This window comes from Neisseria sp. Ec49-e6-T10 (assembly GCF_051132615.1).
Lineage (GTDB): Bacteria > Pseudomonadota > Gammaproteobacteria > Burkholderiales > Neisseriaceae.
Genome location: NZ_CP152375.1, coordinates 2938581 through 2951792 on the forward strand (window position 1 = coordinate 2938581; position 13212 = coordinate 2951792).

Annotated in this window: 16 protein-coding genes; 8 read left to right on the forward strand and 8 right to left on the reverse strand. The window is 32.4% G+C overall.

The window, feature by feature from the left end; genetic code table 11:
* Nucleotides 1-510 precede the first annotated feature (510 nt).
* Nucleotides 511-1023 carry a hypothetical protein gene (locus AADH04_RS14540; protein ID WP_434777995.1) on the forward strand — a complete coding sequence of 171 codons (513 nt, stop codon included), beginning with the start codon at nucleotides 511-513 and terminating at the stop codon, nucleotides 1021-1023.
* Nucleotides 1024-1038: 15 nt separating this feature from the next.
* A complete protein-coding gene (locus tag AADH04_RS14545) occupies nucleotides 1039-2457 on the forward strand; it encodes a hypothetical protein (RefSeq protein ID WP_434777996.1) in 1419 nt (472 codons plus the stop codon).
* An 82-nt stretch (nucleotides 2458-2539) separates the two neighbouring features.
* On the opposite strand, the gene AADH04_RS14550 is transcribed toward AADH04_RS14545, so the two are convergent.
* The gene (locus tag AADH04_RS14550; RefSeq protein WP_434779860.1) at nucleotides 2540-2707 is read right to left on the reverse strand and encodes a tetratricopeptide repeat protein; all 168 of its coding nucleotides are present in this window, start codon (nucleotides 2705-2707) and stop codon (nucleotides 2540-2542) included.
* 3 nt (nucleotides 2708-2710) lie between these two features.
* Nucleotides 2711-2851 carry a hypothetical protein gene (locus AADH04_RS14555; RefSeq protein WP_434779861.1) on the reverse strand — a complete coding sequence of 47 codons (141 nt, stop codon included), beginning with the start codon at nucleotides 2849-2851 and terminating at the stop codon, nucleotides 2711-2713.
* A gap of 832 nt (nucleotides 2852-3683) precedes the next feature.
* Between AADH04_RS14555 and AADH04_RS14560 the strand changes: the two genes are divergently transcribed.
* A complete protein-coding gene (locus tag AADH04_RS14560) occupies nucleotides 3684-4388 on the forward strand; it encodes an IS6 family transposase (RefSeq protein WP_434777997.1) in 705 nt (234 codons plus the stop codon).
* A gap of 84 nt (nucleotides 4389-4472) precedes the next feature.
* Nucleotides 4473-5513: a hypothetical protein gene (locus AADH04_RS14565; protein WP_434777998.1), complete on the forward strand. Its 1041-nt coding sequence runs from the start codon at nucleotides 4473-4475 to the stop codon at nucleotides 5511-5513.
* A gap of 545 nt (nucleotides 5514-6058) precedes the next feature.
* On the opposite strand, the gene AADH04_RS14570 is transcribed toward AADH04_RS14565, so the two are convergent.
* A complete protein-coding gene (locus AADH04_RS14570) occupies nucleotides 6059-6685 on the reverse strand; it encodes a hypothetical protein (protein ID WP_434777999.1) in 627 nt (208 codons plus the stop codon).
* A gap of 375 nt (nucleotides 6686-7060) precedes the next feature.
* Between AADH04_RS14570 and AADH04_RS14575 the strand changes: the two genes are divergently transcribed.
* Nucleotides 7061-7231 carry a hypothetical protein gene (locus AADH04_RS14575; RefSeq protein WP_434778000.1) on the forward strand — a complete coding sequence of 57 codons (171 nt, stop codon included), beginning with the start codon at nucleotides 7061-7063 and terminating at the stop codon, nucleotides 7229-7231.
* Nucleotides 7232-7305: 74 nt separating this feature from the next.
* Here AADH04_RS14575 and AADH04_RS14580 read toward each other — a convergent pair whose 3' ends face one another.
* Entirely contained in the window at nucleotides 7306-7836 is a 531-nt protein-coding gene (locus tag AADH04_RS14580) for a hypothetical protein (RefSeq protein ID WP_434778001.1), read from the reverse strand.
* Nucleotides 7837-8007: 171 nt separating this feature from the next.
* On the opposite strand from AADH04_RS14580, the gene AADH04_RS14585 reads away from it, so the two are divergent.
* The 3 genes from AADH04_RS14585 to AADH04_RS14595 all read left to right on the forward strand — a co-directional run bounded on the left by AADH04_RS14585 (nucleotide 8008) and on the right by AADH04_RS14595 (nucleotide 9322).
* Nucleotides 8008-8568, forward strand: a complete 561-nt coding sequence (locus tag AADH04_RS14585) for an IS6 family transposase (RefSeq protein WP_434778002.1) — start codon at nucleotides 8008-8010, stop codon at nucleotides 8566-8568.
* Between the two features lie 227 nt (nucleotides 8569-8795).
* The gene (locus AADH04_RS14590; protein ID WP_434778003.1) at nucleotides 8796-9032 is read left to right on the forward strand and encodes a hypothetical protein; all 237 of its coding nucleotides are present in this window, start codon (nucleotides 8796-8798) and stop codon (nucleotides 9030-9032) included.
* Entirely contained in the window at nucleotides 9029-9322 is a 294-nt protein-coding gene (locus AADH04_RS14595; protein WP_434778004.1) for a hypothetical protein, read from the forward strand. Before AADH04_RS14590 ends, AADH04_RS14595 begins: the two co-directional genes overlap by 4 nt.
* A 216-nt stretch (nucleotides 9323-9538) precedes the next feature.
* Here AADH04_RS14595 and brnQ read toward each other — a convergent pair whose 3' ends face one another.
* From brnQ to panC, 4 genes are read right to left on the reverse strand one after another with little or no spacing between them, the layout of a single operon-like run.
* Nucleotides 9539-10891, reverse strand: a complete 1353-nt coding sequence (gene brnQ / locus AADH04_RS14600; protein ID WP_434778005.1) for a branched-chain amino acid transport system II carrier protein — start codon at nucleotides 10889-10891, stop codon at nucleotides 9539-9541.
* A 49-nt stretch (nucleotides 10892-10940) separates the two neighbouring features.
* A complete protein-coding gene (gloA, locus tag AADH04_RS14605) occupies nucleotides 10941-11327 on the reverse strand; it encodes a lactoylglutathione lyase (RefSeq protein WP_434778006.1) in 387 nt (128 codons plus the stop codon).
* A 14-nt stretch (nucleotides 11328-11341) separates the two neighbouring features.
* Nucleotides 11342-12334 carry an NADPH:quinone reductase gene (locus tag AADH04_RS14610; RefSeq protein ID WP_434778007.1) on the reverse strand — a complete coding sequence of 331 codons (993 nt, stop codon included), beginning with the start codon at nucleotides 12332-12334 and terminating at the stop codon, nucleotides 11342-11344.
* 24 nt (nucleotides 12335-12358) lie between these two features.
* Entirely contained in the window at nucleotides 12359-13192 is an 834-nt protein-coding gene (panC, locus tag AADH04_RS14615) for a pantoate--beta-alanine ligase (RefSeq protein ID WP_434778008.1), read from the reverse strand.
* Nucleotides 13193-13212: the final 20 nt, after the last annotated feature.

Here is a 13212-nt window from a genome sequence, read left to right on the forward strand (position 1 = left end):
GTAATATTTCTAGTACATTTTGTGATTTATTGTTATTTTTATAGATACAAAAGTATGGTCAAATTAATGACCTGAAAAAGTGTCAATTATTGTTCAAAAGGGTACTGTCAAGTTAATGGTTTGATGTTTAATATAATGCCATGAAATCACCAAATATCTATCGTTGCCTTTGTTTTCCACCAGTCATCATCAGCCATTGCGTTTGGTTATAGGTCTGAGTTTTAGAGACATCTAATTAAAGATGGTTATCCTAGAAACGAACTGGATAACATGTGTGTTTTTATAATGAAACAAACAAATGTTTATGAATTAATTAGGAATATAATGGATTTGATTTTATCATTTTAGCTAGCGAATATATACTATATTATAGTATTATCATAATTAATTAAATGTATTATATTTTTCGTTACTAAAATGAATTTTTTTAGCAAATACCTGTACCTTATACCCTTAAACATGTTATGCGTGGCTTGTGTACAACCAACTATACACAAAGAGGAGCCTTTCATGCCCACAGTATCTAGCCTTAAAAATAATGATGAAAATACACTCTCTGCGCAAGAAGCAAGTCAACGCTTTCTAAAATTATTAGAAAAAATTCGTTCAACTGATGAGTTAACACCAAAGTTAATTGAAGATACGATGGGAACAAAAGGCGTTTCTCGGTTAAATAAACCAAATGACTATGATTTTATAGGGCACTTAAATAATAATAGTTGGGTCTACCATATAGTTTTGTTCATAGATCCATCATCTGATGATGAAAGGAAAAAACTCTATTTTGAATTTATTCCAACAACAAAAAAGGACTCTTCTCCACAAACTATAAGCGCAGGCTGTTTTGTTACGCTTGAGTCCTATCACAAGCAATTTTTAGCAAATGGGTTCAGATATCTAGGTGATAGTCAGTATAGGGGGACAAGTCGTCAATACTCACGAGACAATCTAAATATTTTAGTTCAATATAAAATTCAAAATAATGTTGAGCATGAATGTGTCACTCGTATTGATGTGCGTTAAAGGAGATAACTATATATGCCACCTTTTAGTGAAAAGCTCAATACGATATTAGAAACCTTTGCCAATACTGAATTAAAAGATAACGGTGGTAAAAATAGTCCTGAATATAAGAATTTGATTGCAGCGATAAATGCAACCCCTTCTCTTCAAAATGCTTTAGAGGAAGCTGTTAAAAATGAAGGCATTGAAAGTTTTGTTGTAGGCGTTTCTGATCCTACTGCAATTGCAGAATATAGCTCTGAAAAAAGAACAGTATATTTGAAATCAGAGGCATTAACTGGTTCATTAGGAACACTAGTATCATCTATAGCACACGAAACAAACCATGCCCTAAATAAAGATATTTATGCCAAAGATTTAAAGGTTTTTTTTGATCAAGCCGGGGATATTGCTCAGAGTGACAAACCAATTCACGACTATACAAATGCAATTAAGTCAATGCTTGAAGCTAAAAATAAGTCAGAGGCAAAGGCAGAAATAGCTGCTTGGAATGCTGAACTTGAATATCTTAAATCAAAGCAGCCAGATTTAACCTTAAAGGATTTATTTGACCAGTCTTCATACATGTATAAATTTATTGATGTTCGTTATGATGAAAAATTAAATGAAGTCGTATATGAGAGTAAAAAAGGAATTAACATAAACGCAGACTTAAGTATTGATGCATCAGATGAAAATATTAGTGGCTCTCGAGAGTATTATTTTGATGTGTTCTATAAAAATCAAGAAGGAGCAAAACGTGTTGGTGATGTTTTCGATTTTGACGCAATTTATGATAGGGGTGCCAAGATTGTTATTGATATGGGTGAATTAAAACTAGATCCAGCAGAATTGGAAAAAAATGGTTTCAAGTTGGATGGTAAAGCAACAAGTGCTACCTACTATGACCCAAATGATTTAAACAAAAAACTATATTTAAATCAAAATAATAACGATAAAAATACAAATAAAACTATAGATGAAGATATAGATAATAATAAAGATGATATAACCAAGATTATAAAAGAATATCAAAATAGCACTAAGGAAGAAAGTAGACAAAGGGAAGAGAAATCAAACCATGAATATTCAGAAATAAAAGCACTACATGACAAAATAGGCGGATATCTTTATCCTTCTTTAGAAAAATTAAATGTTCATCAAAACCACGCTGATTCAATGGTTACCACTGCTGTAAAACAGGCTGTAGATAAAAAAATTACCGCAGATGATGTTATCCATGTTGGTGTAGATCAAGCTAAGAATTTAATCGGTGTATTTACAAAAGATTCATCTAAGATGGCCTCTTTTGATGCAATCGAAGCCAGTAAAAATGATCCTGAACAAACATTGAATTCAGCTCAACAACAGCTTGAACAGCAGCCAGAACAAGAACTTCAAAGACAATTAGCACTGCAAACAAAAGATCGTAGTGGTCCATCTATGGAAATGTAATTTTTACTTGAGAATAATATGTAGAATATTTTTAAGAAAAATAGCCCCATTCTATCCCCTCCAGAAATGAACCTGAACAGTATCACTCCATTTCTTTAAGTAGACGACAACTATGCTGATGACCATTCTTACATGCTTGATCAAACCATTTTTTGGCTTGTTTTATATCTTTCATCTCCCGATATGTCCAACCTAAATTATATTGACCTACTACATCCCCTTGCTCTGCTGCTTTTTTATACCAAAATATTGCCTATTCAGTATCTTTTTTAAAATGCCCATATATAAATCCTATATTTACTTGGGCATTTGTATCTCCCTGCTCAGCTGCTTTTGTATACCAATAAATAGCTTGATCATAGTCCTTTTTCGCTTTTTTACCTTTTAAATATATATCACCTAAGGAAAATTGAGCTTTTAAATCTCCTTGTTCCGCTGCTTCTTTCTACTTTTGAACACTTTCATCTTCTTTTTGCGTACATGAAGAGTTAGTAAAAACGACTAAAAAGCATAAAACCACGATTAATTTATTCATAAAGATATATTTTAAGTCACGGACAGAGCGAAGATTTTGTAACGAATATTTCATGTATTGATTGATCATATTGATGTTTTATCTTTCTTTTTAGTTCTACTATTTTAAAAACAAAAATACCTATTTTAATCATACAAAAGTAAAAAATAAAAATCAATTTAAATTTCAAAATAATGAAATAGTGTTAATTTGCAATATAAAGTGTTCATGTTTAATCATATAAAATTTCAATGTAATATTTGGTTATATAGCCCGTGCAGAAGATATTTAACATATTAAACATTATGATGAGTTGGTTGAAACTTTACGCTTAGATTATGCAACGCCCCCTTTTTCTGATGATAAAAATACCTATGGTTTAATTAAGTTTAAGGTAGAAAAAGCAGAAACTGTTGGTATTCCATATTCGAAGGTATTTGGAGGTTCAGAGAAAATAGAGGCTCCTTAAGAGGGTGCTGAATTATACAAAGTAATTAATGGGAAAGAAGAACTAGTTGATATTTATACTATAGATGAAAAAACTCAAATAGGTAAATTTCAGAGAATTGGAAAATAAAATAGTTATTAGAAATGCTATTTAGGTACTGTCAAATTAATGGCATGAAATTTATTATTCAGTTATGAAACCTCAAAACATTTACCGTTGCCATCGGTACTGTCAAGTTAATGGCTTGATGTTTACTATTTAGCCATGAAACCTCAAAATATCTATCGTTGCCATCGTTTTCCACCAGCCATGATCAGCCATTGCGTTTGGTTATACTATCGTTTCAGCCTGAGTTTTAGAGACATTGAATTGATGATGGCTGAGAAAGGCATTGTGATCACTTATGAAAGTATTCGATATTGGTGTTTGAAATTTAGCCGAGAATTTTCTAGAAAATTAAGAGTAAGGCACACTGGTTATGGTGATCAGTGGTTTCTAGATGAAGTATTCTGCAAGATAAATGGACAGATAGTTTATCTTTGGCGAGCAGTTGACCAAGATGGTCAAACGATAGACATTCTGGTCCAAAAAAAACGAGACAGTAAAGCAGCCAAGCGGTTTCTGCAGAAGCTAAGAAAGCAGGGTGGTCAACCACGGTTAATTGTCACCGACAAACTTAAAAGCTATATTAAACCTTGTGCTCAGCTATTTCCTTCAAGCATTCATACGAGAAGTAAAGGAGAAAATAACCGAGCCGAAAACTCACATCAGGCCACTCGTTTGAGGGAACGGAAAATGAGGAAGTTCAAATCTATCAAACAGGCTCAACAGTTTCTGGCCAACTTCGGCACAGTCTATGATTTCTTCAAATTAGATCGCCACTTGGTATCAGCAAAAACCTTCAGAACTTTAGTCTTACGTCGTTTGAAAATTTGGTGTGAGATTAGCCAAGTTGCGTCTACAGTATGAGAAAATACAAACTTGATCTGGCTTATTTTAATCCAATGCTATTAACTTGACAGTTTGAATGCTAAATATAAAGAAGGGGATATTTTGAGATCAAAACAACATAAAATAATCATTAGAAGCGTATTTGTTATATCTATAGTTTCTTTATATTTTTTTTGTAAGGTATCTATTTCTCAGGAAAAAATAGACATAGACCCTAAACTGAAAATATATAGTAGCCACATTGATGAAAATCACCAATTTCCTGTGGTAACGGGAAAATCTGATGCAGCTAAAAACATTAATATGTTTCTAAAAGTAAAATTAAGAAAATTTGATCAGGATTATTCTCTAAGTTTTAACACTTATCAAATCTCTGCTATTACAGATTCATTTTTATCTTTCAGCTTACAAAGTAATCAAGAAAATGATAAGGAAAACTTAAGTTTTGATAGCCAAGGAAGATACTTAACAATTAACCTCCTTTTTAAAGAGGGGCCATGGCTTAATGATCAAGTATACCTTCAAAGAAAACAAAGTATTGAAAAAAAGCTAACAGAAGAAAATTTATCAACAACTCAAAGAGTCGCTTACGAAGAATGTTTAAAAGAGGGATCATTTGAGCCTGACTTTATGATATTTAATGCAGAGATGTCTTTACATCAAGATAAGCTTATATTCACCGGCCCATATTGTATTGACTATGGTGAAAGGCTTAAAGAGTTAAATTTTTTTACTAATCAATTTAATTATACAGATATAGCATCTCATCTTACACCTTATGGGAAATGCATCTTAATTGATAAAAAAACTAATTGTCAGCCTTCTTATAGTAGTCTAACTCCTGGTGTATGGTATGGGGAAATAAATAATGAACCTTTTACATTAATTATTTTAGATGTTATTTCTTATATGGAAACTAGTGTATACGGAGAATACTATGTTTCTAATGGTAAAATAAAGAGTGTAGAAGGATCTGTTCTTTGGAATGAAGATCCAGAAAAAAATGAGTGGTATTTGGAAAATAATGAGTATGTTTTCAAGCTCAATCTAAGTAAAGATGGTATATTGAATGGTATATGGTATCCATTAAACAACCCAAAAAATAAGCAAAAAATTACTTTGACACAAAAAATACAAAAGTAAAAGATTAATTTCTAAGTTATATGAGCTAGCTAATGGTATAAAATTTAATATCCAGTTATGAAACCTCAAAACATCTACAGTTACCATCGTTTTCTATTCATCATTAATAGAGTTGATGATGAATAGAAAAGATAGCAACTTAAAAAACAACTCAAGGTAGAAACATTATTTAAATGAAGATATTAGATAAATTCAGGGTACTATTATCTTTAGTGTTAGCTAGTTGTAGTGTATTTGGCCTCAGCCACAGCATGTATCTTAGTATAGTTGTTTTCATTACCAAGGGTAAAATGTGGTGGTTTGGTATGGTGGTGTACCTAATATATTTTGTTTTTTCATCAATATTCTTATTGATATTAATTCTATTAGTTAAAGATCATTTAAACACCAAACAAAAAAACACCATGATATTCATTTTGTCACTATTGGCAATCTTATTTTTTAGTTATCATTATTACAATGATCAAAGATTATATTGGTGGTTTGAATGTGGTAGATTTTGGTGGGAGTGTATGAATGGTCCTTAATTTTATAAAAACTATTTATCAATCTCCCCAACAAAGCCATTGGCGTTTTACTCTATGAAAATAACACTTATGAAATGGAATTGATGGATGATAAAACATCACAGTCATTTTTGTTATTTCATCATGTGCTATTGGGGGTAATATGACTTTACCTTTTGTGTAATTTTTAATGGGCACTCCTAATCCATCAAGCCCAGAGGAGTTTCTAGGGTACATCATGATACCATTTTTAAATCTATCAGAAATAAAAGAAGCAAACTCTTCTTTCTCTGGATAATAACCATGAATTGATTGAAAATTTTCCATCTTGATCAGTGCATTAAGTGCATTTTCTTGAAAATCTTCAATCTTATTTGCGTATTGATAAGAAATAGAAATAAAATAACAGGACCAAAAAATAATCTTAACCACTCTCCATTGCCAATATTTTTTTTGATAAAAAATTAAAATACATTGGATAAGAATATAAAAACCAAAAAAGTAGTATATCCTTCCAAACTCATTAAAACTTTCACCAATAAAACCTGAAAAAACAAGAAGGATACAAGCTAAAAAGAACGTTAATAGTGTTCTACTAATTGGAATGTAGTTGATTATTTTTTTAAATTGTATCTTCAACATAGAAAGTAATGGCGATAGTTTCATATTTCATATTAAGTTAAGTATATTTATTTTATATGTTTTTCCACTTTACAAAACCAATGAAATGGGGCTGTAATTCCCATTATTCCAATTTCTGGTATTGCGCGATATTGAAAACTTTCTTTAGGGAAACGATCTGGTGATCGTTTCCCTATATATTTAATAACATCCATATTTAAATAATCATAATAACTAATAGAGTACATAGGTTTAAATTGTTCATTCTTACAGTTGATTTGGATAATAGAATAGTTAGTTTGTAACAGACTACGTAATTTTTTCCCTTGTTTTTAAAAAGCGCTTTCTTTTGGATAAAAAAATCTCTAGAAATAACGATATTATTTTTTTATAGGTAAACCTATCTCAGTAGAATCATCAATGAAACTACAAAATATTTATCGTTGGCAATGTTTTACACCAGTAGTCATCAGCTATTGTGTTTGGTTGTATTATCGTTTTAGTCAAGTTTCAGCAAAAACCTTTAGAGTTCTAGTTTCATGTCAGCTGAAAATTTGGGAGGAAATCACTCAAATTGCGACCTCAGCATGATAAAGCTCAAACATGGTTTAGCTTACTTTAACATGTACTCATTAACTTGACAGTACTTTTTGAACACTACTAAGCTATTTCTTTTTACTAGAAAGAGCAAGGCCAAACCCAAAAAAACTAGCTACTCCATTCGCACTAAGAACCAACCCAATTAGTATTAATATTCCCTTAACAAAAAAATCACTATCAGAATAAATTATATATTTATTTGGATTTTCGAAGCTATAGATTATTGATACTGTTGAATTATCTTCAGAGTAAAGTGTGCGACTTGTCCTACAACCTGATAAATTATGATGATACAAGCGATCGTTTTTATCTTTGTATTGGATGTTATAAGAATAATATCGTTGATTGCCTAGGCAGAAAATGTTAAGAATTTTATTGGGTTTGAAATTAGAAAGTGTTGCAGTGGTATGCTCGCCATCCTTTTCTAACATTGTCTTTAAAGTATAAGTAGAGCTTATACTGTAAATATTCCATAATATAAAAATTAATCCAGCAAAGATTTGTAAAATGCCACGTAGATTTGGATTTGAATCAAAAAAATCTTTCATTTTTTCTCTTTTGAATATGGATAAAATAGTATTATTTAAAGACATCATACCCACTCATGGATTCCTTCAAATAATACTATAAATGATTATACCTTTAATTTTTTCAGTTCGGAATGGTACTGTCAAGTTAATGACTTGAAGTTTATTATTCAGTTATGAAACCTCAAAACATTTACCGTTGCCATCGTTCGTTATCCACCAGTGATCATCAGCCATTGTGTGTGGTTGTATTATCGCTTCAGTCTAAGTTTTAGAGACATCGAGTTGATGATGGCTGAAAAAGGTATTGTGATCACTTATGAAAGTATTCGCCTTTGGTGTTTGAAATTTGGTCAGATATTTTCTAAGAAACTAAAAGCAAGGCTTGCTGACTATGGTGATAAATGGTTTCTAGATGAAGTGTTCTGCAAAATAAACGGACAGACAGTTTATCTTTGGCGAGCAGTTGATCAAGATGGACAAACCATAGATATTCTTGTTCAGAAAAAACGAGACAGTCATGCAGCTAAGCGATTTCTGAAAAAACTTAGAAAGCAGGGTGGTCAACCACGGTTGCTTGTGACAGACAAACTAAAAAGCTATATCAAACCTTGCTCTCAGCTATTTCCTTCAGTCATCTATACTAGAAATAAAGGAGAAAATAACCGAGCCGAAAACTCACATCAGGTCACACGATTAAGGGAGAGGAAAATGAGGAAATTTAAGTCGATAAAACAGGCTCAGAAGTTTCTAACAAACTTTGCCAAATTGCACCTGAAATATGAGAAAATACGAGCTTAGTTTGGCTTATTTTTAGTTTGCCACATTAACTTGACAGTACCCTTTTAGTTTATCATAGATATTACCTCGTAATGATAACAATTTTGTTATACTAACTTAACTAAGTTATCAAAATTAACCAGTTTAGATGAGATGAAATGGATAAATTTGATAGTGAATTTATTTTGCTATTTAAAACTATCTTAACTATATTCATTTCACTATTTTATTTTTAAAGGTTTAATGAAATGCAAAAAAAAATTAATTCCTTTTTTATTGGTATTGTCAGTTTGTTATTTTCAGTACCCAGTATAGCAAGATTTATGACAAATGAACCCATCATCTGTCAAAATAATATTGAAAAATTACAACAAAATGCGTCAACAGCTTACTTAGTAGAATTATCAAATGTTAAGTATGGAAATAAATCAAATTGCCCTTTAAATATTATAGGTGATAACGGTCTGTCAAACTCAATATTTTGAAAGTTTATCGTGACTCAACAGGTGAATTTGATGCTTTAAAAGGTAAACAACAAGAAGCTTTGTTTTCTAGAGTTTGTGACTCCTTTTATAATGAACAAAATGGCAAATGCTGGGCTTTACAAAATTTTTTTGAAGATGGGCAACAGTGGGTTCTATTTGACACATCTATAACCGAAGGTAGAATAGAGTTTACTTTACGCGATTGCCAAACAGCATCATTTCTAGTAGAAAGTGATGAGCAATTGAAAGCTTGGGAAAAGCAGTTTATTTCAATGCCTACGATTAAATAGGTAGGTATTGTCAAATTCCACCCGTCACCATCAGCCATTGATTATATTATAGACATTCTTGATAATATAGGCATAGTGTTTTATAATTTATTTTTTTATTTAAAAACAAATAACTGTCTTTATTTTGCATTGTATTTTTTATTCGCATAATAGTTATTATGTTAAATTTTTAATATACGGATGTTTAATTCCTCCAGTTAAACATCATCTTTTTTCCTATCTTGTTCTCTGTCTTTTTGGCAGAAAAAATACAACTATTATTGCAATAAAAGATGGTAAAACCCAAGCCATCCCTTCAGCAACTAGAGGCATATTAATTATTTGCCAGTCCAATAATGATTTAAAAATGATAATACTTTCTAAACCTGCACCTCTAATACCATCTACTAGGCTACATAACAACGCAACAAACATAACCAATCTAAATCCCCATTTGGGGTTTGGTAACCACTGGCGAATAAATGTTAAAATAACCAACACAATTGCTAAAGGATATAGAGCCAGTAATATTGGAATAGAAAGAGAAATAAGTCTATTTAAACCAACATTGGCAACAATTGCACAAATGATGCTTAAAACCACAACCCAGTGACGGTAACGTAAAGGTGTTAAGGTTGAGAAATAATCAGAACACGCACTGACTAATCCCACTGCTGTCGTTAAACATGCTAATAATACAACGCAAGATAAAATCCATTGCCCTGATACACCAAAAAGCGCATAGACATAAGCAGTTAAAACAACTACTCCATTTTCTGCTTGAGGAACTAATGTTGATGAAGTTGCACCCAGCCAAAATAAAGAAATATAAACAAAAGCCAGCCCAGTTGCAGCAATAATACCTGCTATCGTCAAATATTTAAAACAAGCTTTTGGCTCTGTAATACCTTTCCCTTTTAGAATATCAACCAATAAGATACCAAACATAAGTGCAGCAAAAGTATCCATTGTGTTGTAGCCAGCTAAAAAACCATTTGAAAAAGCCATATCCTGATAACGATCAATTGGTGCTGTAACATTACCCTGTGGTGCAACAACAACGCCTATGGCTAAACCGACTAAAAGCAAAAATAATATGGGAGTTAAAATTTTACCAATATTATCAATAAGTTTTCCTCTGCTCCAAGAAAAAGCTAAAGTAACTAGGAAAAATAAGCTTGTGACAATTGCTTGGTTCATGTCCAACTGTGCACCAAAAACTGTAAAATAATTTTCTGAAGTCGACCATAATGGTTTTACGGCCATTTCATAAGCGACTAAACCTGTACGTGGAGCGGCAAAGGCAGGACCAATAATAATAAACAGTAAAACAGATGCAAAAGTGCCTGTTCCTTTAGGTAAATCTGTTGTCATAGATGGCAAACCACCACCAGCTCTTGCAACAGCAATAATAGATATTAATGGTAAACCAACAGCTGTAATCAAAAAACCAATCATGGTAAATAGAACATTGCTACCTGCATGTTGTCCTTCTAATGGAGGAAAGATAATATTTCCAGCCCCTAAAAAAAAGGCAAAGGTCATAAAACCTAAGCCTATGGTATCAATTTTTGTTAAACGTTGTGCCATAAGTAATGATTGTTCTTTAATGATAAAAGTATGTAATTATATAAATAAACTAGGTGTTTTTTTCGATAAACTCGATTTTATAGCCATCTGGGTCTTCAATAAAAGCAATCACTGTTGTACCATGCATCATTGGTCCAGCTTCACGGATCACTTTTCCCCCTTTTTGTCTGGCCATATCACAGGCTTTGGTTGCATTATCCACTTCTATGGCAATATGTCCATAACCATTTCCTAAATCATATTCAGAAGTATCCCAATTATGGGTAAGTTCCAATACAGTATGATCTATTTCATCACCGTATCCTACAAAAGCTAAGGTGAATTTTCCGCTTGGATATTCTTCTTTACGCAGCAATCGCATTCCTAAAACTTCTTGATAAAAATCTAAAGATCGATCCAAATTTCCAACACGAATCATTGTATGTAACATACGCATTTTTTATTTCCTTTTTAATGAGATTCTGGAATCAATAATAATGATCCCATTGTTTTTCTAGACTCCAGCATATTGTGTGCGTCTTTTACTTTTGACAGAGGATAAATTTGAGATTCTCGCACATCTACATTAATAGAACCATTAAGTATCAATTCAAATAAAGTTGTCGCCGCTTTTTGTAAATCAGCTTTATTATTCAAATAACCAAATAAAGACGGACGGGTCACAAATAAAGAGCCTTTTTGATTTAAAATACCTAAATCAACACCAGTTACTGCACCAGAGGCATTACCAAAACTCACCATTAAGCCGCGTGGTTTTAAGCAATCTAAGGAAGACAGCCATGTTGCTTGACCAACTGAATCATAAACCACATTCACTTTTTCACCCTCTGTGATTTCGCTAACGCGTTTGGCAATATCTTCTGTTTGGTAATTTATCATTTGCCAAGCTCCTTTTTGAAGAGCTAGATCTACTTTTTCTTGTGAACCAGCTGTACCAATTAACTTGACACCCAACGCTCTAGCCCATTGACAAGCGATTTGCCCCACACCACCAGCTGCTGCATGAAATAAAATGACTTCATCTTTTTTTACAGGATAGGTTAAATAAAACAAATAATAAACAGTCAAACCTTTTAAAAAAGAAGCTGCAGCCTGTTCAAAAGAAATAGAATCTGGAATTTTGATGACTTTTTCGGCATTGACATTATGGTAATCGCTATATGCTCCTAAAGTTGCTTGTGCATAAACAACCCGATCCCCTACTTTTAAATCTGCAACATTTTGCCCTACTTGAGTAACAATGCCAGACGCTTCTGTGCCCAAACCTGATGGAAACGATGGCACAGGGTACAAACCACTTCTGATATAAGTATCAATGAAATTGACCCCTACGGCTTTATTTTGTACTTGCACTTCATTTTGCATAGGTGGCTTTATTTCAAGTGGAACATATTGTAAAACACTAGAAGAGCCATATTCGTTAAACTCAATATGTTTTGTCATAATGGTTTTTCCTTTGTGATTATATTATAGATGAATCTCTATATTATCTATTAACCTAGGTTTGCCTAATCGAGCAGCCCCCAATACAACTAAATCCTTATCGCCCATATGAGCAATATTTAGGGTGTTTGCATTGCGTATTTCAATATAATCAACATCCCATCCTGCTTGGGTTAAAGTGTTTTTGGCTGTTTCTTCTAACAAGGCATAATTTTGCTCACCAGCTTTAATGGCGACTTCTATTTTGCTTAATTGCTTGAATAATTCAGCAGCATGATCTCTTTCATTCACAGTTAAATAACCATTACGGCTTGATAGAGCCAAACCATCTGGTGCTCTACCTGTATCTACTCCTATAATTTTTATTGGAATATTTAAATCTGCCACCATGGTTTTAATAATATGTAGCTGTTGATAATCTTTTTTGCCAAAGCAAGCAATATCTGGTTGAACAAGATTAAATAATTTTGTTACTACAGTTGCAACACCTCTAAAATGACCTGGTCTAAAAGCACCGCAAAGCTCGTTTTGAATATTAGGTGGCTCTATTTGAAAATCTTGTTTTATATTTGGGTAGAGTTCTTTTTCGTTTGGCGCAAAAACAGCACTGACACCTTCTTCTGCTAGTTTTTTTAGGTCGTCTTCTAATGTGCGAGGATAAGCACCGAAATCCTCTCCTTGGCCAAACTGAAGACGATTCACAAATATACTGACTATCACACTATCTGCTTGCTTTTTTGCTTCTTTAACCAAACGTAAATGACCCTCATGTAAATTACCCATCGTTGGCACAAACGCTACGGTTGTTTGTTTTTTTCGCCATGCACGTAAATCATGAATAGTATGAATAAGTTGCATATTATTTTCCTTCAATGATT